Genomic DNA, 25,457 nt, shown 5'->3' on the forward strand with positions numbered 1-25,457 from the left:
TCATCGGCTCATCGGCTCATCGGCTCATCGGCTCATCGGCTCATCGGCTCATCGGCTCATCGGTCCGCTACTGCGCCATGACGCCGACCGCAGCAATCACCGGTTACATCATCCTGACAATCTGACACCCGGCCTCAGGCCGGCCAGTGCTCGCGGACCAATTGGTAGTCTGATCACGGCTTCCGGATTGGATGACTTGACGCGATCGTCCCGGCTTTCCGTGGCCCGCGATGTGGCGGTTACCGTCGCGAGATCAGCTGCAACCGTCCTCCACTTTTTACCGCAATCAGAACGGACGGCGCGAATGCAACGCAGCCGACCGTCAACTGTGGTTCGCTTCTGGTGGGGGCTCAAACAACGCCTCCGGCTGATGCCGATACCAATGCCCGCATTTCTGCCAACCCACTGACTGCCTGACGGGCAGGGCGGTGCCTGCCTCGATTGTGCTCAAGTCCCTCACAGGAGAGTTTCAAAATGACCAACCAGTTCTCAGACACCCAGCCCGCCCTTCGCCCGTTCAACGTCCTGGTTCGGGGCGGTCGCTTGACCAGGTTCAAGGGCCAGGTGGCAAGTATTGCGCCGGGGCTTTTGGTGGTGGCGACGGCTGCGGTGTTGTTCACCGGCAGCGCAGCACAGGCTGCCAATGAGTGCGGGGCGGACGAGGTTGGTCAAGACGCCGTCACGTGCGACGCCAGCGATAACACCGCTAATGGTATCGACTATGGTGAGTCAGATGGGGTCACTCTGATCCTTGATGACCCAGGCATGACGGTGGGCGGTTCCGGGGTGAAGGTGGAGGGTGCGGCGGGAAGTGAAGGTGAAATCTTCATACACTTGAAGGACGGCGAGGTCTCTACGTCTGGGGAAGCAAAACGCGCGCTTTGGGGAGCCACCCTGGGCCGTGGCAGTGTAACCGTCCAAATGGATGGTGGCAGAGTCGTCACAGCTGAGGTAAATGCTTATGCTCTTTGGGCGCAGATCAACAATTCAGACTCCGACGAGGCCGCCAGGAATGAAGCCGACGCGAAAGCAGTCATGACTGGTGGAGAGATTAATACCAGCAAGCGGCATGGGCATGGGCTGTTGGTGAGCCATGAGGGCTTTGGCAATGCGATCGGGCAAGTAATGGATGGCGGCAAAATCGCCACGAGTGGGGGTGACGCTTACGGTGTCAAGGCGGAGGTCAAACATGCTGAGAGTACAGCTAACGCAACGGCAAGCATGACCGATGGGGAGATCCATACAGGCGGCATATGGTCCCATGGACTTTATGCGATCAACAGAGGCCTTGGCGCTGCAACGGTGCAAATGGACGGCGGCAGCATCACCACTAGTAAGTTACATGCGCGTGCGCTCTATGCGGAAATCACCAACCAGAATAGTGAAGCTCGGGCTACGGCGAGCGCAACTGGTGATGCGAAGATTAAGACGGTAGATAGGAAGGCCTATGGGCTTCTGGCGAAGACTGATGGCCTTGGCGATACGCTTGCTGCGATAGATCGCAGCTCAATTACCACGCTTGGGAGAGAAGCTCACGGGCTTTGGGCGGAGATTACCAACACGGCTAGTACGGCCACATCAACCGCACACATGAACGAAAGCAATATCAATACGATCGCTGACGATACTTATGGGCTTTTTGCGTGGACCGAGGGTCGCTTCGGCGGGGCGCTTGCGCAAATGAGTGGCGGAAGAGTCACCACGCTTGGGGAAGACGCTTACGGGCTTCTGGCGTATGTCCACGAGGCGGAGAGTGAAGCCACAGCGACGGTGCGTATGACCAAGGGGGACGTCGAGACGATCGGTGAGTATTCCCATGCGCTTTGGGCAGACAACAGGGGCCGTGACAATGCGACGGTGCAGCTGGAGGGCGGCACAGTCACCACGGCGGGGAAAGGTGCTTATGGGCTTTTGGCGGGAGCTTACGGCGGCGGGTCTGCTGTTGTCGATCTGGGTGAGGACGCCACTGTCAGGGTTTTCGGAGCGGATGCGGACGGGATCCGCGCTGAGGGTGCAACAGGGTTTGACGTGGACGTAGCCGGTCATGTGACAGGCGGCTCTGGCAATGGCGCTGCGATCCGCACGATCTCCGGCGCTGGCGGAGAGATTGATATCGCTAGCGGCGCTATTGTGACGGCAGGAGGCTCTGGTATTGCGATCGTGGACTGGAATGGCGACGCGGTTGTCACCCTGGAGGGGACCGTGACCGGGGATATTCGTCTTGGTGCAGGCGACGATAGCCTCACGATTTCTTCCACAGCCATCTATGATTTTTCCCATATCCTGGACGGTGGTGCGGGCGATAACGATCACCTGACGCTGCATGACCGGACGATGACCTCAATGGAGAATGTCACCGGCTGGGAGCAACTCACGCTGAAGGATAAGACGAATTTGAGCCTGGATGGTGTTGCCAGGCTGGATATGAACTTGTCCATCGACGGCACGTCTGCGTTCCGCGCGACGGGCAGGGAAGGGGGCCTGACCATCCGAGGTGATGTGACCAACAATGACGGCTCTGTCGTCTTGAGCGTGCAGAACGGCGAGACGGGGGATGAGATCAGAGTTGAGGGCAATTTCACCGGATCGGATACGGGATCGGATGTTTTTGCCCTGGATATGGGTCGGGATGCAGATGGTTTGCGCACCGATACGGTTGTCATCACCGGCGACACGTCAGGTGAGATGACACTGTTGATTGCCGGTATGGACAGCGCCGATCTCGAGGGAGCCCCGCTTGTGATGGACGTGGTCTCTGTTGGCGGAGAGGCCAACGGAACCTTCACCCTTGTGGGGGGCAACTATGTCACCTCGGACGGGGAGCACGCGATGATCTCGGGTGCCCACCTCTATAAGCTGGCTGAGACGGACCAGGGTCTGGCGTTGAGCGCGCGGTCAGAGAGCGGTGAAGTCACCTATCAGCCGTCTGCGCCGGTCTATGACAGCTATGGTGCGTCGCTGCTGGCGTTCAATGCGCCCTCTGGGCTGCACGCACGGGGCAGTGCGCAGGACTTCCGGGCCCTGGCCTGGGGCGGCGCAGGGGCTGATGCGGCTGATCAGGATACGGGCTCGCCGCTGTGGATCCGGATGGGGACAGAGCAGCTGACCACGTCGGAAGAGCACAGCACCACAGGGGCGGCACTTGAGAGCAGTCTGTGGGAGATGGAGATCGGGGCGGATCTGACCCTGAACAGCAGTGATGCGGGCCTGCTTGTGGGCGGGCTGATGTTCTCCTACGGGACGGGCAGTACGGATGTCAGCTCTGACCTGGGGGACGGGTCGATCGAGACGAGTGGTCTGGGCCTTGGGCTGGCCGCCACGTGGTATGATGCGCGCCGGTTCTATGTTGACGGGCAGGTGACGCTGACCTCCTACACCAGCGATCTGACCGCGGACAGGCTTGGGACCCTGACGGAGGGCAACAGCGGGACGGGCTATGCGCTGTCGCTGGAGGCCGGACAGCAGCTTGATCTGGGCACGCGGCTGACGGTGACGCCGCAATCCCAGCTGAGCCTGTCGTCGGTGACGTTCAGTGACTTCACGAGTGAGGCGCACCAGGAGGCGGTCGCGCTGAGCGACGCTTCCAGCCAGCAGCTGCGGCTTGGGCTTGAGGTCGCGGCGCAGGAGCGTGGGGAGAGTGGCCTTTATGGCATTGTGAACCTGTACCATGAGTTTGGTGCGGGCAGTGAGGTGGAGGTGGCGGGCACGTCGCTGACGACGGAGCGTGAGCCCTGGACGCTTGGAGCTGGTCTTGGCGGTAGCTATGTCCTGAGCGAGCGTGTGGATCTGTTTGGCGACGTTGCCTATGCCACCGGGCTCAGCAACGCTGGCGACACCAGCGCCCTCAGCGCAAATGCAGGCCTCAAAGTGGTGTTCTGAAAAGACGGTTGCTGGCCCGAATTCCCGTTGATGGGGAACCCAAGGCTTGATTTGGTAATGGCTCAGTTTGAATTGTCGCCAGCTGCCGAGAAATAGTTAAACTTAGAATGAAAGGCAATCGAACCACTCAATGCAAAGATAATGTATTCTCGCTGCGCATCCAGACGACTATACAGGAGTGGTTGAAATCTGTTGCCTAGGCACTGCTGCAGCGTGGACCCTTCGTCGAAATCACTTAGCTAGTAAAAAGGACCAAGCCATTTCTAGTTCCTGCCAAGCACATATTGGTTAGTGATTTTGGTCCCAATTTCACCTTCGGAGAAGCAACGAGTTCACGGTACTGGGGCCAGTTGAATGTGCAGATCGGTACGGGTTTAGCAGAAGCGCAGGAATTGTTGGGCAAGAAACGACTTGCCCACACTGCTCTGTGCGGCGATGCGCAAGGTTTCAGGAGCTTTATTGCCTTCCCAGCTATCGGCGACACTCAACAACTCGCTCATTGATAGACTTTGCGACATGTTTTTGCGATGCAGTTTTGCAGCAAAACATGATGTATCACATTGAACTTGTACCCATCCTTCGCATGAAATTTTACTTTCTTAGATGGCAGGGTACGGTCGTCAATGGTTCTGATGCGGTTTACGCTTACGTGGGGGTTCACTTATGAGGGTATCCGCAGATACGGAGTTCGGGCGCATCAGGGGCTTTAGGCCCTTTTTTCGAAGTTTCAAACCTTGAAGCCATATGAAGGGTGATGCGGTTGTCCCAGAAGCAATACAGCGCGCAGCAGCTGTGGTAGCAGACCAACGTGACGCGCGGCGAAATCTTCCTCGTAAAGCTGTAAAAAGGAGTGGACGATCATCTACCTCCAGATCGACGCGCGCGGAAAAGCAGCCGTCAAACGAACCAAAACGCACGCGGTAAATACCTTGCATGACGTTAAAAGGAGAAACATAAAACGCTTTTTCTATGACATGGCATCGTGATCCTTCCGCATTAAGGTGATAGATATGACGCTCTCCGAACGTGTTATTGACTTCTAGCAATAAGGGAGCACCGCTCTTTGAGCTGGCATCGAACCAGAAACTCACCGGGCTGAAGCCAAAACCGAAGAAACGTGGAAATGTCACTAAAAGAGCGGATGTGACTGTTGGTCTGCCAGCCTGAACAAGGACATGGTTAAGTCTGTCTAGTGCCGTATCGCAGTCGGTTGACGGCACCAGTTGGTCCCCATCATGGAAGGAGATTGGTGCGAAACGATTGCGTCCAAACACTGGTTTTGCAGTTTTGAAAGCGGACAGGTCCGGCAAATCCAGTACGACAAAGTCGACGTTGTAGCGGAAATCATGGCGCGTAGGCCGGGTACGCGCGTGAAGGACTTCACCACGGTAGAAACCTGCAGAGGGAGTAACAGCGTCGTTCATATCCAACCTGCATCCATCATGTACTACACGTGCTTTTGTAGGATGGAGTTGCTGAGATAAGTGAGACTTTCGGCAGCTTGGAGCCCTGACCGAAAGGCATCTTCGTGGAAGCCATAGCCAAAATAGTTACCGCATAGACGGACCCGCCCCCATGTGTTTTCGGCGAGCTCTTTCTGAGTTGCTAGCGCCCTGGCTGTGTAGAGAGGATGGCGAAATGCATAACGCGCGAGAATCTTTGCCGGATCGATCGTCTCATTTAGGTTCTGCGGATTAAGAGTAACGAAGTAATCGTTAACCGCGCCGTCATGTGACTGTAGGCGGTTGAGATAGTAGCTGAAGGCGGACGAAACCTGTCTTTGATGCGGTATTTTATGTGCAAGGTGGTTCCAGCCAGCCCACAGGTCCCGGTCACGCGGCATAGCCCTGTGATCTGTGTGCAGGACCGCAGTGTTGTTGGTGTATTCCCATGCTGAGAGCAAACCGTCGAGTTTTTTTTCGTGCGTTTCGAGAATTTCGCGGGCCTGATCTGCCTGTGTGGCGATCACTGCGCCGGCTGCTTCGAAATGGTCCCCCGAGACAGTCTCGATCATAACACCAGATGGCGTCTCGCCAACTCGGGAAACCGCCTCGTTGACGAATTTGAGGTTTTTTGCTTCGCGGCGAATGGCGTCGACGTAGGTCTGACTACCGCCTTTGACGCTTAGCCATTGCGGGCCATCGTCGAAGGTCAGAAGTCCATGGTTCTGGAAGAACGATAGCAGAGCCTGGGCTGGATACTCTCCGATCTGGCTGATGTCGCATGACCAGATCGCGGCACCCATTGGGTAGACATAGTCTCTTGCGAGTGCCTCTGGAACTCCAATCTTCTCAAGATAGGATCTCAACTGCAATGAGGGATCGATGCCGTTGGCAAGATCCTCGTTTGCAGCCTCAAAGAACGCAATGATTGGCTTGAGGAGAGGGGACAGTGCCCGGGCAGACTTAACGATCTGGCAGGAGGCGGCCTGTTGTCCGGCGTTTTGGAAATTGAGGGCGTAGGCGACGTTCCTGTGCGCGTCTTCGAATGCAAAAGACATTTCCGCTGGTTGGGTTTCAACACCCAGTAGTTCGAAGGTGCTTGTCAGTACCGGATAGTTCGTGGGGTTGAACACCATGAAGCCAACATCGAGGGCCAGTCCCTCGTCAGGACCATTTGGCACAACGAAGGTGTTGGCATGTCCGCCGAGATGGCTCTGCGGTTCGAACAAAAGGACCGGATGGTGGTCGGATAGTGCATGAACAGCAGCAAGGCCGGCTGCGCCAGCACCTACCACAGCGACCGGCATGCCCGGCGCAATTGTCTCGTTGCGTGCGGGCATCCTTCTCATCAGGTTGCTTTTTCGTTCAACGGAGTAACCTTGACGCGAACTCCGCCTTTTGGGCGCAGCGTCATCATCACGACCGGCTCAGGTAAACGGTCTGCCGGTTCGAATTTGAACTGGCTCAGGAGCGCGGCAAGGATAATGTCTGTCTCCCGATAGGCCAAGGATGCACCGATGCAGACGCGAGGGCCGCCACCAAAAGGAAGAAATGTATAGCGAGCTGGTCGCTGGCTAAAACGTTCCGGGCGGAAGGCATGAGGATCCTCCCAGAGCAACGAATGACGATGCAGGGCACAGATTGGAAGGAAAACGCGGTCTCCCTTGCGAATACGGCGACCGAAGAGTTCGTCATCCTTTCCCGCCACCCTGGATATAAGTGGAGTTGGTGGGTAGAGACGCATAGCTTCATCAAGGACGCGTCGACACAGGGGTAAGCGCCCGGGAGCCTCACCGATATTCGAACCTCCGGAGCCGACAACGGAGATTGCCTCAGCCCGAGCTTCTTCCTGAATGCTCTTATCATTCGCGAGAAGCATCAACGCCCAGGAGAGTGCGATTGCGGAAGTCTCGTGGCCGGCTAGGATGAATGCTAGGACAGTGTCTCGAATTTCTACCGGGTCAAGCGTTTTGCCGGTTTGGGGATCAACCGTCTTAGAAATGTTCTCTATGAATACTGATGGTCTCACTCCACGATTGACTGCTTCGAGTTCTTCTTCGACCGCTCGACGCACATAAACAGCATGATGCCGGGCCATCAAATGCTGCGGCTTAGGAAGCCAAAGTGGCCAAGGTAACAAATCCAGTACGTTAAATCTCCCGGCTGTTTCCATGTATCCGTTGATTGCGGAGGAAAAACGCTCGGCATCAAACCTGTCGGGCCTTGAGGCCACAAGCCGACAGATGATTTCGAAGTTTGTAAGCACCATCTGATGGTAAAGGTCCGTTATTGGTCCAGAGGACAGAAGCCTTTGGGTCAGACCTTTTGCTGCAACAACAATCTCTCCTGTTGCCGCTTCAAGAGAACGCGGCGTAAACACTTCAGAGGCCGCACTGCGCTGGATTCGCCACTTTTGACCTTTGGCATGGAATATTCCGTGCCGCGTAGGCCGCAAAAGATGCAGCATGATCGCCGATTTGTCATAGTTGTCGAGGGCTTCACTCAGAACGTGACGCATCCCATCAGGATAGATAACCATATGCCAGGGGCGCCCTAGGCGCTTTCCGGAAATGATCGGCTCATGATATGCGGCCTCGGGGATCAACATCAGTCTGTTTTCACCCGCAACTCTGATTGTTTCACGGATAGACAGATCGGATGTTGGTGGTTTGATCCAAGGTGGCTTGAAGGCGGCGGTCGACTGCGTGCATGTTCGGTTGGTTTCGGTCAACATTGGCTTTGTTTACCTCCTATTGCATCTGAGTCCGCTGGAGTGCTTGCCAAGGTCTGTAAGTGCAGACTTTTGGCGAGTTGACGTGCGCTTGCGTCTCCGAAAAGCGCATCAATGGGTATCGAAATCCCGAATATCTCCTCGAGCGAAGAGATAAGTTCTGCAGCGCCAAGAGAGTCGAGGCCGAGTTCTGCAAGAGGAAGGTCTGGATCAACCTCATCAACGGATGAGAATTGTAGAATTATGCGGACTCGATCCCGTATGAGAGCAAGGGTACCTTCCGTCGAACTATGGCCGTTCGGCTTCAGGACCGAAGCGAGACCATTGCTCGACTTTTCAGTTGTCCTTATTGCCCTGTCTTTTCCAGTTCGAGGTTTGAAAGCAGCAGCGAACCGTTTGAGTTCGACGGCTCCAGCCATCATTTCACCGGTCCCGAATTTGACTGCAGAGATCAGGTACGGGGCGATTGCGGTTGGATCGGCATAGAGGATGCCCTGTCTTTCCATGGCCGAGCGCATGGCTGAGCTTGTTGCTTGCGCCATACCACCGCCATCAACAGGGCCGAGCGCGAGGCTCACTGCAGGATGTCCCATGGAAGCTAGCTTTGCCGCCGCTGCATCGAGAACCGCGTTGGCAGCTGAATAACTGACCTGGCCCGGGGAGCCGAACGCCCCAGCAAAAGAACTAACGAGGAGAACAAAAACATCGTCTTGAAGGCTCGCCAAGCGCTCAACTGTATCAAGGCCGATAATCTTGCCGCCAAATGTCTTGTGGAAACTTGCCTCATTCTCTTCGTCCGCGAGGCGGACGTCCAGAACACCCGAGGCGTGTACAATCCCCCCAAGCGGCGGCAAGTCCTTTATCGTCGCCGCAATTTTGTCGGTGGCTACCGTCGGATCCGAGAGATCTGCTGCCACGTAACGAATTGTCGTGCCCGCATGTGCAAGAGAAGCGATCGCTTTGACAATTTCGTCTGAATCCGTTAGGCGGCCTGTCACAACGACGGCGCCGGCACCGGCCGCTGACAGCGCAGCAGCCGCATGCCGACCAACGTGGCCAGTTCCACCTGTAACTATCCACGTGCGTTTCTCGAAATGCGCTGGAGCAAGCGCCGGAGTAGGTAGGAAATCTGGCGCCTCTGCCCAAGGCGCTTTGACTACGACCTTTCCGGTATGGCGGGCAAGACTCATGTGGCGGAACGCCTGCTCCGCTTGATCAAACGAAAATGCTTCATAAGGCAGTGGTTTCAAGTCGCCAGTTGCAAAACCGGACGCTATTTCAGCGAACATCTGTGCAATGGTATCGGGATTGTCGTTGCAGATCTGGGCGAGATCGAAAGGGTGATAACAGATACTCTTACCGTATTGTCCTAGCTCGTCAGCGCTGAGTATTTCTGCTTTGCCGATCTCGAGAAAAACGCCACCCGGACGCAGAAGCGACAGTGTTGCGGGGATGTGCTCGCCGGTCAGAGAGTTCAGAGCGACGTCGATGGATCTGTCTCCGAAACTCGACGCAATGGCTGCCTTGTATTTTGTATCGCGGGAACTGTGGACTGCGACGAGGTCGTGAGCGATCGCATTGGACTTTGACGTGCTTGCCGTCCCAACAACTTCAGCGCCAGCTCTGCGTGCAATCTGCGTTGCAGCCATTCCGACACCGCCTGCTGCCGAGTGAACAAGGACCCTTTGTCCTTCAGTAAGCTTGGCAACATGGTGAAGACCGTACTGTGCCGTAAGAAACGCTACGGGGACAGTCGCGGCCTCGCAGAACGAGAGACCATCAGGAATCGGCGCGGTAAGCGCGGCGGGCGTTGTGACGTGGCCAGCAAAGCTTGAAAGCGCGATACCATGGACCCGGTCACCCACGCGGACGCTACTCACATCCCGACCGACGTCAATTACGATACCCGCAAACTCGGCACCAATTGGACCGGGATCTCCTGGATATCGACCTAGCGCGTTCAAGACGTCGCGGAAATTTAGACCCGAGGCAACAACGCGGACTTCAATCTCGTCGGGAGCGGGAGTGCGGCGCTCTGTGGTTTCAGTCAATAGACTGTCAAGCCTGCCGTGCTGTCCCACACACAGACGTGTCGTGTGGGGAGTTCTGAATGCAGCATCAATGACCAGGGGCTCAAGCTGACGAGCGAAGGAGTACTCATGTCTTAAAACGAGTTCATCCGGTGCCTCTGGGTCGTTCAGAACTGAGAGGATTGCGTCGACGACAGTCGAGTTAAGCTTTTGAGTATCGATAAGAACAAGACGAGGTGAATTCGGCTCCAATCGCAGTGATCTTGCGGCCCCCCAGATCGCGGCAGCGGATTCCGACATTGCTATTGCGGGCGATCGCGATCCTTTGGACAAAGTTATTACGACAATGGTGGAGTTCCGGTGTTCGCGGCAGGTTGCCAGCAGGCGAGAGAAGGATTGAAATGCAGCGGTCGCTGCTTGCAACCGGTTATCCGCATCGTTTGCGTGGGTAAGCAGGACGATTGCACCATTCCCTTGTCGGTCAGATGAAACGAGACCTGGAGCCACTTGAGAAAGCAGGGCACTAAGGTGTGCCTCCAAATCATGATCTTCCGATAGTATGTTGATCGGCTCGACGTTTGATGGAAATACGGGCGAAATTGGAGGGCGTTCGCGCCATTGGCGCTCGGCGAGGATCACGTCAGCGGAAGCAGAGCTGTTCTGTTCTGTGGGGGAGGGGACGGACTTCATTGTCTGAACTAGCGTGCCGTCACGCATTGAACCTTGCTTCAAAAAGTGAACACGAACACCGTCTCCCTCAGCGATGAGATCCCCATCAGGAGAGATGAGTGCGAAGTCAAATTCGCACTCAGACCGATCCTGTGCCCCGTTAGTATCAGCTCGGCAGCGCCTCAAGACCGCATAGGCCGAGCAGTTGCCGTCTCGTAAGATGCGAATGCGCTTCATCCCTGCGATTACGACTGCAGCACTTCGCGACTCGCGTCCCAGCATGAAGCCGATGAAAGCGTGAAACGCGCTGTCGAGAAGAGCGGGGTGGAGCCCGAACGTACCATCTTTGATCTGGGCTGGGGGTGGGACTTCCAAGTAGGCTACCAGTCTTGTGCCCTTTTCAGCAGAAGCGTCTTCCCAGAGCTTCCTGAGACCTCGAAAGGCCGGCCCATACGAAAGACCGGTTTCGGTGGCGACATTGTCGTAGATAGCGTCACCGTTCAGAGGAGTGGTACGGCTGTTTACCAGCCGCGACACGTCTATTGGCAGCGGAATTGGCGCCTCCCCCCGGTTGCACCCTTTGCCGCAAGCGTGCTCAATCCACTTTCTTGGGGTTTGGTCCAACGTGCTGAAAATGCGTACGCGTCGGAGACCGGATTCCCCATGATCTGCGCTTTCCATGGGCTCGACAATTATACGCAAGTGCCGAATTCCGTCTTCTGAAAGTAGCAGGGGACGTGACACGGTTATACTGTGTATCCGGGTTGTCCCCGTGCCGTCTTCTCGGGCCAACGCTGCGCGCATCATTTCGACAAATGCGGCTGCCGGGAAAATTACCTTGCCACCTATTGTATGCGAGGCGAGATAGGGGTGATCATCAAGGCGAAGCTGTGTAACGTGGACTGTTGACCCATCGGGCATCTCAATTGGTGCCCCGAGTAGGGGATGATGAGTGCTTTGGTACACACTTTCGCGGCTTGGGTGCACATACGGAGGCAATGAGTCTGGCCTCCAGTATCTTTTGCGTTGAAATGGGTAGGGGGGGATGTTGAGATCGCGCCGGAGAGGTTCGCCATAAAGACTGCCCCAGTCAATCGGAACCCCAGAAACATGCGCATTTGCTACAGCTCGAGCGAACGCAACGTCATCTTCAGAATGTCGACCATCAAGTGTTTTGATGACGGTTGGCGGCTCTGCTCGCTTAAGACGCCCCACCAGATGGCCAAGTGTGCTTTTGCACCCGACTTCCAGGATAACGTTGGCGCCAGCGTCCAAAACTGCGTTGAGACCGCTGTTGAAGGCAACAGCTTGTCTGGCATGTTTTATCCAGTAGGCGGGACTCGAAAATACGTCTGTTTCAAGCTTGCCGGTCACATTTGAAGCAATCGGGATCAACGCAGGTTTTGGACAGGCCAGGCGAAATTCGTGTTCCAGATCAACCAGGGCCGCGTCCATCACGCGGGAGTGGAACGCATGAGAGACCTTGAGTGGTTTATGTGGAAGGTCGCTCTTTAATGCCGCTGCTTGAAAAGCTTCTAGGGCTTGCGTCTCTCCTGCAACCACGCATTCGTCTTCGGCGTTGACGGCCGCGATGTCGACCTGATCGCCAGTTGCGGCGATGAGATCACGCACACGCTTTTCGTCTGCTTTGACTACAATCATGCCGGATGCGATCTGAATGGCGCCCATTAATTCTCCTCGCCGAGTGATAAGCCGACCGGCTGCCTCAAGATCGAATACACCTGCGATCGTCGCAGCAACGATTTCACCTACCGAGTGACCGATAAGTGCCATTGGAGAGACGCCCACTGACATCCACAATCTGGCCAGAGCGTAGTTGGCGACAAATAAGGCAGGTTGGGTGTTTTCAGTTCGATTAAGCAGCGCTGGGTCGGAGCCGTCGAGGACATCCAACAATGGGGTGGATCTGTGGGCATCAACTGTAGTCAACGCTTCGGCAAAATGTTTAGCGAAGACTGGGCTCGTCTTGCGGAGCCCGCTTGCCATCGCAAGTGCCTGAGATCCTTGACCGGGAAGCATCAATGCGACGCGCGCTTCGGTCAGGCAGGTTTGCCGAACGACGCCCGGGGCCGCTGCGTTTTCTAGGAAAGCCGTTAAGCCAGCCTGCAGTGTGTCTACACCACTGCCGATCACTGCGCCTCGATGCAAAAAATGCTCACGGGTCTTACTCGCGGCGTGGCAAATAGCTCGAAGCTCGTCATCGGCATCCGGGCGGGCTAGCCGCTCCAGGTATGCTTCAGCGGCATGGGCCCGCGCCTTCTCTGTTCGTCCGGAAAACGGAAGTACAAGGGCAGATTCTGGCCCGAAGACCGCTTTGATCCGCGGTTTACGTGACTTTCGGACAGCATCCGTCGGCGGATCACCAATAACTACATGAGCGTTTGCGCCGCCGAAACCGAAAGCGCTCACTCCGGCAAAGCGCTGGCGGTCCGTCTGGCGGTACCACGGGTGTGGTTCGCGCGGTACTAAAACTGAGGGTTCGGCATCCTGACACGCCTTCGAAAGACACTCTATTCCCGGCACGGGCGGAATCACGTCAGCACTTAGCGATCCGATCACTTTGAGCAATCCACCCATTCCAGCGGCGGCCTCCATATGCCCTAGCTGCGTCTTAACGGCGCCAAGCACGAGGGGACGATCCGTTGCCCGCGTGTCCCCAAACACGCGTTCAAGAGCAGTTACCTCGATCTCGTCGCCAAGTGGGGTTGCAGTGCCGTGGGTCTCGACGTGATCGACATCGTTGGGCGTCAAACCTGCATCAGCGAGAGCAGAGTGGATGACGGCAGTCTGGGCCTGGCCGTTGGGAGCTGGCAATCCGTTGGACAATCCATCTTGGTTGATCGCCGAGCCATAGATGCAACAAAGAACTTGATCTCCGTCTTTGAGGGCGGCGGTAAATGGCTTGAGGAGCACAACGCCACATCCTTCCGCTCTGACAAAACCATCACGGCTCTCATCAAAAGTCGCGCAGATACCGCGAGGTGAAATCATCTGCGCACGACTGTAACCAAGGAACGCATATGGTGAGTTGATTGCGTTTACCGCGCCGACGACGGCAAAACCGCATTCTCCCATCCGCATGGAACGGATTGCGTTGTGGAGGGCGACCAATGAAGACGAACATGCCGTGTCCACCGTGAAGCTCGGCCCTTTAAAGTCCATGACGTAGGAAATACGGTTGGAGAGCAATGATAGGCATGCGCCCGTACCGGTAAACTGGGTTGGTCGATGACCCAAAACCTGGAGTGCTGCGCCGTATTCAATGGTCGATCCGCCAATAAAAACACCACTGTCGGTTCCTTTCATACTTGATGGTGGAATACCGGCATCTTCAAACGCCCGCCACGTGGTCTCAAGAATGAGACGCTGCTGCGGATCCAGATCCATGGCTTCTTCAGGGGAGATACGGAAGAAACCAGCATCGAACTCGATTGATTGGTCAACAATTCCGGCTCGTGCTGTCAAACTCAGGCCTTTGCGATGAAGCATGGAGAGTGGCTCCAGGGGCCGGTCGTCCGGAACGTCCGAAATGCCGCTGCCTCCCGTGATCAGAAGGTTCCATAGGGCGTCAGGTGACGATGCACCTGGAAAGCGGCAAGCCTGGCCAACAACAGCAATCGGTTCATTTTTCATTGCGCTAAGCTCCTCATGTTGCTGCTTAAATTGTCAGCTGTCTTTCGGAGGACTTCGGATCGTTCCAAACAGGCTTCAGTTGGTCTTTCAGATAGAGCTGGCGAGTATCTGCGCGGCGCACTTTGCCGGAGGACGTCAACGGAATGGCACCCCGTTCCACAATCAGCAGACGGTCAATAGGAATCCCCCGACGTTCGAAGACAAGTTTCCTAACACTGCGGATTGCGCCGGGAATGGACTCTCGTTCGGTGCGCCCCCACTCAATAACTGCGATTATTTCGCAGCGGGATTCTGCGGGCTCAACGGCAAAAACGGCGACCTTATAGATGGGATGCCCGGAAAGTGTTTCTTCAACATCACCTTCGACATCGTTCGGGTGGTGGTTTTGCCCATCGATGATGATGAGATCGCTCATACGGCCCGTTACATGAATGTAGCCGTCGCGCAAAAAGCCAAGGTCGCCTGTTCGTAGATACGGACCGGTTCCGTCTGCGGTCTGGGCTTTCAGCGTTTCTCTTGTTGCTTGCGGATTTCCAAAGTAGCTGCGCGCGACACTGTCACCGGAAAACCAGATTTCACCGACTCTCCCATCTGGGAGGTGCTCACACGTGTTCGGGTCAACAATAATTAGTTGGTGCCCATCAATCACCCGGCCGCAAGGTACCACCCATTCGGCGGCTGCATCGTCGGACCGTACTGGCTCTACGTGCCCGACAGTTAGCCGGGATCGCGAAACAGGATAGGCTGGCGGCGCAGCCCGTGGTGACGGGCCGGAAATCATCAATGTCGCTTCGGCCATGCCATAGCATGGAAACCAGGCCCGCCCATCAAAACCTACGCGTCTAAAGCGTGATGCGAAGCGTTTAAGCGTTCGAGCCCGCACTGGCTCAGCACCATTGTAGGCGACAAACCAAGGTGAGAGATCCAGATTCTCCATTTGCACGTCAGAAACCTGACTGAGGCAGCTCTCATAGGCAAAGTTGGGACCGCCAGCGTACACTTGGCGATAAGCGCCGAAATCGGAAATTGCCTCGAGCCACCGCCACGGGCGCGCTACGAATGCTTCCGGCGGCATTTTCACGATGCCACCTCCACGCAACAATGGCGTTAGAATGCACCCGAATAGTCCCATGTCATGATAGGGAGGCAGCCAGTCAATTGTTAATCCATTTTCGGTAAACTCGTATCGAGAAAAGATGCAGCGAATGTTTGCAAGAGCTACATCATGATCAATAGCAACCCCCTTTGGACTCCGTGTCGACCCGGAAGTGTATTGGATGATCGCGAGGTCGGATGTTAAGGGCTTGCAGCGCTTGAGATCAGCAAGTCGACCATTGCCACCCATTGAAGTGAGTGTTTCCACAGAGTATCTGGGCACAACCTGCAAAGCCGTTGGAAGCGCGTTTTGGACCCGATCGTCCTGACCGTTCTCAATCAGTAAGAATGCAGGCTGACAATTGGCGAGGATGCCTGTGATCCGCTCGATCTGTCGATCGCCTCTTGGAGGAAACAGTGGAACTGGAACAAGACCTGCAGCCATCAGACCGAAAAGTGCCGCTATATAGTTTTCACTTGAACGCATCAGCAGTGGTACGCGCGAACCTGCAGGAGCTACCTCACTTGCTCCGCACCCGATAGCGGCAGCCCTGTCCATTAACTCTGCATAGCTGAGCTGTTCAGAGATTGCCTTTCCATTTCCGAGAAAAGTGACAGCGGTTTTGTTTTGTCTCGCTTCAACGGCTTCGGTGAATGCGGTAACAATATCTGGCACTTGAACCGATAATTGCCCGGTAGCGGATCGCGAAGTCATTGGATCGCTCCTTCCTCCCGAGGGGTGAGCAGGTATTGAGAAACGATCCATTCATTGCCATTTCGAAAACCAAAGGATTCCTCCACGAGGGCAAAGAAGTTCCGCCAATGGTGATAGTCGTTCCGAGCAGTGCACGCATCTGCAGCATCTGCAAAGATCGAGAGCACTAACTCCTGGTTAGCCTCAAGGCGCTCAAGCCAGTTGCGAGCAGTACGAGCATAATGTGTTCCATCAAAGGCCCAGTGATCCGCAACCCGCAAGGCATTGCAAAAACAATAGATTAGCCGATCGGAGGGCATGAAACCGCCAGTGAAGTAGTGTTGGGCGGTAACATCAATGCCATCGAATAGATAGCCATGTTCCCTGTGGGAGAAGACATGGACGAAAGCAAGCCCGTCCGGCACTAGCCAATCGCGCATTCGCGTCAGCAAGGCCGGCCAGTTTCGCACATGTTCCATCATTTCAATTGATACGATGCGATCGAATGGAGTTTCGAATTCCACCTCACTCACCGACGCGGTGATAACCGACAGATTGGAAAGACCGCGACGGATAGCCTCTGCTTCGATGAAGCGCCGCTGACCGATCGAATTGGACAATGCCACAACCCTGCTAGCTGGAAACCGCTCAGCTACAAAAAGACTGGTCGCTCCCCAACCACATCCAAGGTCCAGAACCTGTTGCCCATCATAAAGCTGAGCGCGGCTGCATACCTGTTCAAGCGCAGCTTCTTCTGCTTCGGCCAAGCTGCTCTCCGGCGAGCGAAAGTAGCAGGCGCTGTACTTGAGATGTGGGCCGAGAACGGTTTGGAAAAAGGCTGCGGGCACTTCGTAATGCTGTGCGTTGGCAGCATTTTCGTCCCTTGTGATTGGTGAAGTTCGCAGCGCTTTTTCGAGGTTTCGATGACGCTCAGTTCGATCTTCTATGGTGCCGGAGTTAAGACTTCTGATGATTGCTTCAAGGCCAAATTTCACGAACTTCCGGAACTTCTCTTCGTCGGGTTCGAGGTTGAAATCGTCGTTTGGTTCTGTGTTTTTGACAAGATGTGCTACAGCCATGGCTTTTGAACCCTCCGGAATGAAACGCGAATAAGGTCACAAGTGCCGATTTCGAACATGGCCATTGAAAGTCGCAAATAGGTTTCATAGTCAGCCACCTTCCTGGGACCAACTAGAGCTTTTGCTTCCTCACGGTGCTCTTTTAGGGCACTATGCCATTTACGAAGTGTGCGGACGTAATCACTTCGGTGATTATGCATTGTAATCGGTTCAAACAGGCGTTCAGCCGCGGTGAACACTTCTCCAAGCCTCGGGAGATCCGACTCGGGGAAGATACGCTCGGCAATGAATTCATCCAGGTGTTCGGGTCCAGCGTTGCCGTAGGTGATCATCTGGATCACAAGCGTTGCGCCCACGTTTGTGACGTTGTGGCAGGACTCAAATAGGTGTCGATAAACTCTAGTTCGTTGCTCCCGGGACATATTTGGTTGAACAAAAGCCTCGATCGACTCTATCAAGGTGACGATATCGAAACCGCGCTCACTTTCGAAATCACGCCAGTCGATATAGTGAACCTTCACGCCCGGATCAGCCGCCGCGGTAATCAGCACTTCTTGTTCTCGGGACAGTGTTAAGCCAACCGCCTCGCCTAATCCCCGTTTTCGGGCATGATGTAGGAGCCCGCCCCAGCCGCACCCGATGTCTAAAAGACGTTTGTCAGAAAGGCTTTCTTGCGGAAGGTTGTCGACTCCTGCCATCTGCAGGACAAGGTCTAGCTTTGCGTTTTGCGCTTGGTGAAGTGAGAGTGCTTCGTCTTCCGAAAAGTGAGCACATGTGTAGCTTAGTGTTTCATCGAGCCACAACGCGTAGAACCTGTTTCCTACATCGTAGTGGTGAGCTATCGCCTCCGGTGATGCGCCGCAGCGTGCGAGAAAGGGATGGTCGGTTGCATCGGTGCCCTGGCTGGCATTGTGGCTACTGGAAGCACCATCCAAGCGTGAAGAATCTGTGAGTGTTTCTGGCATGACGCAGTCTCAACGGCCATCTATGAGTGACAGCAGGTGAGCGGACATGTCTTTAATTGTTGGGTGATCCCAAGCGGCGCTGGCTTCTATTTGAACGCAATATTTGTCCTCCAATTTACCGACCAAAGCGACTGCATCACGAGAACTCATGCCAAGATCGACAAACGGCATGTCAGGATCTATCTCTTTTTGGCTTACACTAAGCCTGCTTGCCAAATCATGGCGCATGAATTGAGCGATTTCCTCAGCCGTTGGTTGTGTCATGGTTTCTGTCATCGTTCATTTCTCATTTCATTTGTTGATTAGAGCTGCTGTGAAGACTTCTTTGTTTTTGCCTTGTGTTACCGTGCTGCATTGGAAACGATGGGCAGTTGATCGGTAAACCGACACCAGCACAGACTTTGCTGCCTTAAGCCTGCCCCAACTCGCAATTTCTCACGGAACCTCTACACCACACAAAACATCGAGTTGCATTTGTTCCATGTTCAGGCTGGATGTACCTTTGGTTCTAATGCAACTCCGACGGATACAGCTGCTGCTACGGAAACTGCGGATATGAGCGTTCCCCAAGTGAGATTTACTGCCACGAAACTGAGAGATATCCCTTCAAAGTGGCTATAGGTTCCGAAGTCAAACATTGCGTATGTGGCGAACCCAAGAATAGCACCCCGTACTGCTCCAGCGTAAATTGACCGCACGTGAACCGCGGGGCAGACCGCAAAATAACCCAAAGAAAATGAGTAGATTACAAACAAAAGCATGATCCAGCCAACAAGTGGATCTTGACGCATATTCAGTAATTGTGTCTCATACCAATTGGAAATGATCTTATAGAAAACTATGTTGGCAATAGAATAGAACAGGAAAACCGTTATATACAGGGGTACTTTTTTCATGATGACACCTGTGTTCTTCTCCGCCTGTAAGTAGGAGTAGACCCGTCTGGATGTTTATGCAGCAGTGTATCTTTTTTCTATTGTGCAATTCCTTCACTCTGCGTGCAGTGGAGTGAAATAGAGCTTTAGTTTTTAAGCCGCGCATTCGATTTTGCGGTCCATACTAGACGATGAAAGAAAGCGCAGAAGGTAGAGTTGGTAGCGGGTGCGCTACGCCGATACATGTCGTCAGGAGCAATGCAGTAATCACTGACTTAGACCGTGGCCTTAGTATGGTGCTGGGGATCAGTGTTAAGGCCTTCACGAAGTGGCGCCTGCGCGAAACGGTTCGGGACAGAAACCCAGACCGAAGGAATCGCTTCCGACTTGGTGGACTAAACGGCGCAACAGATGAATGCCTCTTTGCTGCGGTCGTCCAGAGCCACGGCAAACTAGTTAAACTCTGCATCACAAAATCCTTCTTTGCCTAAGAACCCACAAAGGCAAGGCTCAAAGCGCAAACCATCTCGTTCTGACCTGCAGGTTTTCAACACATCTGATGGCGCCGTTATCCCACTGAAAGTGGCGGCGTACGGCGTTCAAACGAAACTGCTGGTGTAGTTCATATGACAATCGATACTGGTAGGTGATGCAGCTTCAGCATAGTTAATTTCTATTAATGCATAGAAACCTGGTATTTCCCGACACGATAACCTGCCTCTATGATCTGAGTCGGGGTGTGCTGTGTCTGCGTTTGTTTCCGCCGTTTACCACTGTTCCCTCTGGTCCTCAGAGAGGGAACGAGGTTGATGGATGGACTTAGAGATTGATGTAGGTAAGGCATACAATCCCTACGATGTTGATTTCGAAACGAATTGGCCTGGGGGCTTTGCATGGAGAAAATGCGGAAATGTGTGTGCATTCGAACATGAAAGCCTGCCGGACCATTCGATCGCGGATCACTAACATCCATAAGAAAACCAACCCTTTGCTTGCAGTCCGGGCGGTTCGTCAATTCATCATGCGCCTCCGCCTTGGCGCGATAGTGCAGACGGCAGTTCTGGTCGCGACATGCTCTATCTTGATACTTGGGCTGGCGCCGTCGCCCACTCTGGCGGACGTGACAATGGACTCGTACGAAACACAAGCAACTATCGGTCGGCGTGATGAGACTCACGATAGCTTTTCGGGTCGTGAGTGTTATCAAAATGAGGGATTATTGAGTGCTGGCGGTAGAACGCTGCATTTCATTACCGATCTTCTTAGCCAAAAAAAGGGCGGCGTGATTGAGCTTTCTGCGGGGCAGCGCCTATCAGACAGAAACAGTCTGACGGTAGACTGCGGCTATGAACCTTTCCCGCCGAACGACAAACTCGGTTGGCGTCATGTCTTTGGTGACTTGGGTCAGGTCATGAATCTACCCTTTGGCGGTAGCAACTTCTTTACGATGGCCAGTGTTCCAACTGAAAAGAATACAACCCTGATTGAGGTAGGTCGGAGAAGCGAAACTGGCGGATTCCTCTTTGGTCTGGGACAGTACAGCGAAGTTGGCAACGCGGTCCAGAACCAAGGATTTGATATAGATGTATCGTTCAGTTTCTAATCCATATTCATCGCTAAACGCGCCATCGCTGTTTGCGTTGGAAACAAGAATATGTGTTTGACTGCTTTCCTACGGGTCATAGCTCCCACTGCGGACTTCTCTCATAACAACAAGCCCATGACATGCTTATGGCACGATTATTCCTGTAGGGCGACGGAACCATGACGGTTCAACATTATCGAATTAGCAGAGCAGGTTAGCTATGCAAGGCGCCGCATAAGTATCACGCAGCAACGGGGCCTGTTCCTCTCCCTGACAGGTCGCCACCCAAAGACGTCATGCGTAAGCATGGCGTCTTTTTTATTGGGGCACCCATCACGACGCGACGGAAAGACCATGTGGACAAGCGGCATTTGCTGAGGGCGTGTTGTCGTCACCCGATGTCGACTTTTGACCCTGGTTTTTGGGCGCCGAACTGTTTCGCGGTCGCCTTTGCATACGCCTCTGGATGAAGACAGCGCAAATGGATGCTATCAATCTTGGGCATCTGCTGCTCCTTTCAGCGCGTGGGGCGTCTTTACTGCGCTACTTCGAAATGGTCTTCGCGTAGCAAGGCGATGCCATCAGACTGCAGCGCCCACAGTTCTCTGGTGATGACGCCGTGCGCGTTGTTCATGCGCCAGCTGGCCGACACTTCGGCTGTGGTGAGGTCGTGGGACACCACGGTTGTCGTGTTGGCATAGACGATATCATCAAACCCATCTTCAATCAGTTGGGTCCAGAACGCTTCGATTGCTTCGCGGCCTTCGAAAGTGCCGAATGGTTCGGCAACCATGATGGCGTCTTCTTCATACATCGCCGCAGCGCCCGCTGCGTCACCTGCGTTGAAGGCGTCGCGCCATTGTCGGCTGGCGATGGCGACAGCCGTGCTGAGCTCATATTCACTGGCGGCGCGGGTCTCAGCTTCTTGTGCGAAGGAGGCATCGGCCAGGGTTGTGGTTGCTCCAAGCCCCAGTGTCAGGGCCGCGGCGCGGGCGATTGAGGGTTTGATCAGGTTCAACATGTCAGTCTCCGTGGTTGATGACGGAGAGATACGACGGCCTATATGATCAAAAAACACACCGACCGCGGAAGAACTGTCCGGAAAAACCGGACAAACGTGCCATCAAGCGATGCGACCCATCCTTTGTTTCATCGCATCGATCATGGCACGCACGCTTATCGGGGGAAGCGAACCGTAGGGATGGATGGCAAACAGGTTCGTTTCGCGCGGATGATACTCCGGCAGTAGATCCACAAGCGCCCCCGCCTCGAGCATTGGCGGGATAAAGAAATGTGGAAGAACGCCAATGCCGACCCCGCGAGAGATCAATGCAAACACTGCATTGACCGAACTCGCCGTCGCGACGCGCCGGAATTGAAATTCCTTTGTTTCCTGGAGGTCTTGGGACGTCAGTTGGTGAACGATGTCTGTACCCTCCCAATGATGCGCCACATAAGGAAGGTCGTTCAAACGGTCTGGGTTAGAAATCGATTCAATGGATAGCGCATGGGCTCTACAAAAGTCAGGAGAGGCGCAGAGCACATCCCGCAGGGTTCCAACACGCTGCGCTTTGAATTCACTGTCCGGTAATTCTCCAGCCGTCAGCGCCACGTCGATGTTGTGCTCGATCAGATCGAGCCGTTCGTCATCCACAATCAGCTCGGGCTGAATGCGGGGATAGATCGCGACCAGCTCGGCAAGGGCCGGGGCAATGATGCTGTCAATCATGGCATGTGGAGCCGTGATGCGTAGTGGACCCATCGGTTCAGCCAAATGCTCACTGACTTCCTCCAATGCAACGATCGAGACATCGTTCATCTCCCTGCACCGGCGATAGAACTGCGCGCCAATGGCGGTCAGACTCTGCTTGCGCGTGGTACGGATCAGAAGCTGCGCACCAAGGGAGGATTCCAGCTGCTTAAGTGCATCGCTCACGCCAGACTTTCCCATCTCAAGCCGGTCAGCCGCACCTGTGATAGAGCCGGATTCGACAATCGCCAGATAGATGCGGGCCTGGTTGGAGAGGAGATGCTTCATTGTTCAACTTTCCAGGATCGACGCGCCCAGGTCCAGCGCGTGCCGAACAAAAGGCGACGCTAACCTTTACCCCTGCCTTGCTTAGGCGGCCATTCGCGCAGGTGCAGAAATTAGGGGAGCCTGGGTTCATTGCCAACATGCGGCGCGGCAGCAAGTGTGAACTGGGACTCGATGGCGGTTTAGCGGCCGTTGCCAACCTTCGCTGCGCGTTCACCAACAACCGCATTGGAAGGAACTCCTCGCGAGGATCAAAGTTTGCGACGTGATCCGCAAAGTTCGGCGCGGGCCCCAAACCTTCCGTTTTCATTGGTTTGCTGAGCTCGCCCAACCTGTTTTGCAGAAGGCGTACACCTGTCCCACGAAGTTTTTGCGACCGAAACTATATCACAACATCCGTCATGAAACCCCTTTACAGTCGGTTGGGATTTAATTAGATGGCTTATTGAGCAAATGCTCAATAAGCGAATTGCAGCCTTTTATGACCAAGAATGCGTGCCGTCGAAACGAGTAGGTCGCACGATTACGTAGCGGCGTTGATCAGGGCTGCGACAACGAAGGGTGATTGCTATGACATCGGGGGTTAGCTTGCCGCTACGGGATGCTCACAGACGTCAATGGCAGTCCATCTGGAGAACGATCCATGATCGTAGAAAGGCGTTTTTTGGTATTTCGTGATGACGATTTGAATTCGTCAGCTTCTATACCTCCAATCGTGGATCAGCTACTCGCATGCAAGCGCCTGCCAGGATCATAAACCGACAAAGGGGACCCGATATGCAAAGCGATCACCCGAACATTGACCTTATTGCCAAGATTGACACTAACGACCTGGCCGCAAGCGCAGAGGTGTTTCATCCAAGGGTGGTCTGGCATTTCGTCAATCCGGCGGTCCCTGACGTGGCGGGCTCTTATCACGGGATGCAAGGGATAGCTGACTTCATTCGTGAAGTACGCAGTATCGGCCAGGGCAGTTTCCATATCGAACCGCGCGGCGCATGGGCAGTGGGTGATGAACTGGTGGTGGTACAAAGCCGCAATCGGTTGGGTGACGGCGATAAGGCGATGTCATTCGACGTGGTGGTGGTCTGGCGGATCGTCGATGGCAAGGTCCTCGAGGTTTGGGATATTCCGGCCATCTATTCTGCTCAGACAGAGGGCGCGTGGCAGGCCTCAGAGGAAATCAAGGGCTGATCCGCGCATGTCATCTAACTACGCCGCAAGGGCACGCGCAAAAAATTTCCATCCGGCGCCCTGTGGTTGGGTCGCCGCTTCTCCGCATGAAAAGGCGCCCTGATGAATGAATTCCAGTATATCGCTCCAAAAGTGCAGGGCGACCTTGTCTGCGACTCAGGCCCTGACCTTGAGCGCATTGTGCGCGATCTCGCAGATCCCATCCTGCGCCGTGCGCATTACAAAGCCGAGACAGAACGCAGGGATCTGGTCGAGCAGGTTGTGAACGCGTTTGAGGAAAGGCGTGAGGCATGCCCGATTGATGTGACAGGCCCGCTCAACGGTTTGCCTATCAGTGTGAAGGATCAGGTGGCTGTTGCGGGATGGCGGCGGTCTTTCGGACAAGAAAAACGCACAAAGCGGCCTGATAGGGAGAGTGCCTTGCTCGTGAAGCGTCTTGAGGATTTGGGGGCGGTGGTGACGGGAAAAACCGCGCTTCCCCCGAATGCGATGGATTTTCAAACCGGCAATGCCCGGCGTGGACCGACGTGCAACCCGCATGATCCGCGCTTTACCACAGGTGGCAGCACAGGTGGCGGGGCTGCGGCAGTGGCAAGCGGCATGAGTATTCTGGACGTAGGGGCGGACCTTGCCGGTTCGCTACGTGTCCCGGCAGCATGGTGTGGTGTCTGTTCATATGTTCCAACCGAAGGTTTCTGGTTCAATGATGGGCTCTTGCGGGGGTCCCAGCGGTTGAGCCACTTTGCCCGCATTGGATTGACCGCGCGCTCTGCAAGGGATCTGGCGTATATCTGGCATGTCCTTGAACCATCAGCCGAGACAAAATCGGAGAAGGCATCGCCGGTCCGTCTGGCGATCTGGTCGGCAGGTTCACATGCGCCTTGTGACAGTAATACTGCATACGCTTGGCGGGCATTCTCCCAAGTCCTGCATGACGCGCCTTGCGACCCGGAACCAGCCGATATGGATAGCCTGTTCGAAGACAGCGTTTACCAGTTGGGTGGGGAGATGATCGGGCACATGACCGGTGCGCTTTTGCCGGCCCTGATCCGCTGGATGTTGCGGCGGGACCGACGCGCTGCTGAGTCATCGCCCGGTTTCGTGTCCCACGTGCATACCGGATATAAGCGCGACAAGGCACGCCACCAGACCAACCTGCAACGCATGCGAACGCTGCGCGATGCTGCGGCACAGGATTGGGCAGAATATGATGCGCTCCTTCTACCGGTTACGTCAGTTTCGGCGTTCGAACACATGCGTCCGGCAAAGGATTGGAATGGTGTGCGGACATACGAACAGCAGTTCAACACCGGCGCGGGGCCACTTGGCTATTTCGATGCAATGACAAGGTTTACTCTGCCGTTGACCGTATTGGGGTGGCCTGTGGTGACGCTACCGATCGGACGCGACAGCAATGGATTGCCGGTTGGGGCACAACTTGTGGGAAAACCCCGCGATGATGGACGCCTGCTGGCGATTGCGGAGCAGATTCAGGCGGCTTTGCATTGAAAAACCAGTTCTGTCCGGTAA

Annotated in this window: 16 protein-coding genes; 4 read left to right on the forward strand and 12 right to left on the reverse strand. The window is 55.0% G+C overall.

Going from position 1 to position 25,457, the window contains the following annotated elements; translation table 11 throughout:
- The first annotated feature begins 474 nt into the window (after nt 1-474).
- Nucleotides 475-3,879: an autotransporter outer membrane beta-barrel domain-containing protein gene (locus tag SLH47_RS23400; protein WP_320243174.1), complete on the forward strand. Its 3,405-nt coding sequence runs from the start codon at nt 475-477 to the stop codon at nt 3,877-3,879.
- 374 nt (nt 3,880-4,253) lie between these two features.
- Here SLH47_RS23400 and SLH47_RS23405 read toward each other — a convergent pair whose 3' ends face one another.
- The 10 genes from SLH47_RS23405 to SLH47_RS23450 form a co-directional block, all read right to left on the reverse strand.
- A complete protein-coding gene (locus SLH47_RS23405; protein ID WP_320243176.1) occupies nt 4,254-4,379 on the reverse strand; it encodes a hypothetical protein in 126 nt (41 codons plus the stop codon).
- A 120-nt stretch (nt 4,380-4,499) separates the two neighbouring features.
- Nucleotides 4,500-5,303, reverse strand: coding sequence for a DUF1365 domain-containing protein (locus SLH47_RS23410; RefSeq protein WP_320243247.1), 804 nt, complete (start codon nt 5,301-5,303; stop codon nt 4,500-4,502).
- A 23-nt stretch (nt 5,304-5,326) separates the two neighbouring features.
- Nucleotides 5,327-6,661, reverse strand: a complete 1,335-nt coding sequence (locus SLH47_RS23415) for an NAD(P)/FAD-dependent oxidoreductase (protein WP_320243177.1) — start codon at nt 6,659-6,661, stop codon at nt 5,327-5,329.
- Between the two features lie 8 nt (nt 6,662-6,669).
- The gene (locus tag SLH47_RS23420) at nt 6,670-8,055 is read right to left on the reverse strand and encodes a cytochrome P450 (RefSeq protein WP_320243178.1); all 1,386 of its coding nucleotides are present in this window, start codon (nt 8,053-8,055) and stop codon (nt 6,670-6,672) included.
- Nucleotides 8,049-14,405 carry a type I polyketide synthase gene (locus SLH47_RS23425; RefSeq protein WP_320243180.1) on the reverse strand — a complete coding sequence of 2,119 codons (6,357 nt, stop codon included), beginning with the start codon at nt 14,403-14,405 and terminating at the stop codon, nt 8,049-8,051. The genes SLH47_RS23420 and SLH47_RS23425 overlap by 7 nt, the downstream gene beginning before the upstream one ends.
- Nucleotides 14,406-14,430: 25 nt before the next feature.
- Nucleotides 14,431-16,215: a fatty acyl-AMP ligase gene (locus tag SLH47_RS23430; RefSeq protein ID WP_320243182.1), complete on the reverse strand. Its 1,785-nt coding sequence runs from the start codon at nt 16,213-16,215 to the stop codon at nt 14,431-14,433.
- Entirely contained in the window at nt 16,212-17,273 is a 1,062-nt protein-coding gene (locus SLH47_RS23435; RefSeq protein WP_320243184.1) for an SAM-dependent methyltransferase, read from the reverse strand. The genes SLH47_RS23430 and SLH47_RS23435 overlap by 4 nt, the downstream gene beginning before the upstream one ends.
- A complete protein-coding gene (locus tag SLH47_RS23440) occupies nt 17,264-18,238 on the reverse strand; it encodes a class I SAM-dependent methyltransferase (RefSeq protein WP_320243185.1) in 975 nt (324 codons plus the stop codon). Before SLH47_RS23440 ends, SLH47_RS23435 begins: the two co-directional genes overlap by 10 nt.
- A 9-nt stretch (nt 18,239-18,247) precedes the next feature.
- Nucleotides 18,248-18,514, reverse strand: coding sequence for an acyl carrier protein (locus SLH47_RS23445; RefSeq protein ID WP_320243186.1), 267 nt, complete (start codon nt 18,512-18,514; stop codon nt 18,248-18,250).
- 209 nt (nt 18,515-18,723) lie between these two features.
- A complete protein-coding gene (locus tag SLH47_RS23450; protein ID WP_320243188.1) occupies nt 18,724-19,134 on the reverse strand; it encodes a DUF2177 family protein in 411 nt (136 codons plus the stop codon).
- Nucleotides 19,135-19,969: 835 nt separating this feature from the next.
- Between SLH47_RS23450 and SLH47_RS23455 the strand changes: the two genes are divergently transcribed.
- Nucleotides 19,970-20,716 carry a hypothetical protein gene (locus tag SLH47_RS23455; protein ID WP_320243190.1) on the forward strand — a complete coding sequence of 249 codons (747 nt, stop codon included), beginning with the start codon at nt 19,970-19,972 and terminating at the stop codon, nt 20,714-20,716.
- A gap of 517 nt (nt 20,717-21,233) precedes the next feature.
- On the opposite strand, the gene SLH47_RS23460 is transcribed toward SLH47_RS23455, so the two are convergent.
- Together SLH47_RS23460 and SLH47_RS23465 are read right to left on the reverse strand one after the other, a co-directional pair.
- The gene (locus SLH47_RS23460) at nt 21,234-21,719 is read right to left on the reverse strand and encodes a nuclear transport factor 2 family protein (protein WP_320243192.1); all 486 of its coding nucleotides are present in this window, start codon (nt 21,717-21,719) and stop codon (nt 21,234-21,236) included.
- 102 nt (nt 21,720-21,821) lie between these two features.
- Complete coding sequence (locus tag SLH47_RS23465) at nt 21,822-22,736, reverse strand: LysR family transcriptional regulator (RefSeq protein ID WP_320243193.1); 915 nt, start codon at nt 22,734-22,736, stop codon at nt 21,822-21,824.
- Nucleotides 22,737-23,510: 774 nt separating this feature from the next.
- On the opposite strand from SLH47_RS23465, the gene SLH47_RS23470 reads away from it, so the two are divergent.
- Both SLH47_RS23470 and SLH47_RS23475 read left to right on the forward strand, forming a co-directional pair.
- Nucleotides 23,511-23,927 (forward strand): nuclear transport factor 2 family protein, encoded by a 417-nt coding sequence (locus SLH47_RS23470; protein WP_320243195.1) that lies wholly within the window; start codon nt 23,511-23,513, stop codon nt 23,925-23,927.
- A gap of 102 nt (nt 23,928-24,029) precedes the next feature.
- Complete coding sequence (locus SLH47_RS23475; RefSeq protein ID WP_320243197.1) at nt 24,030-25,436, forward strand: amidase; 1,407 nt, start codon at nt 24,030-24,032, stop codon at nt 25,434-25,436.
- Nucleotides 25,437-25,457: the final 21 nt, after the last annotated feature.

The organism is Cognatiyoonia sp. IB215182 (assembly GCF_033963905.1).
In the GTDB taxonomy this organism is placed as follows: Bacteria; Pseudomonadota; Alphaproteobacteria; order Rhodobacterales; family Rhodobacteraceae; genus Yoonia.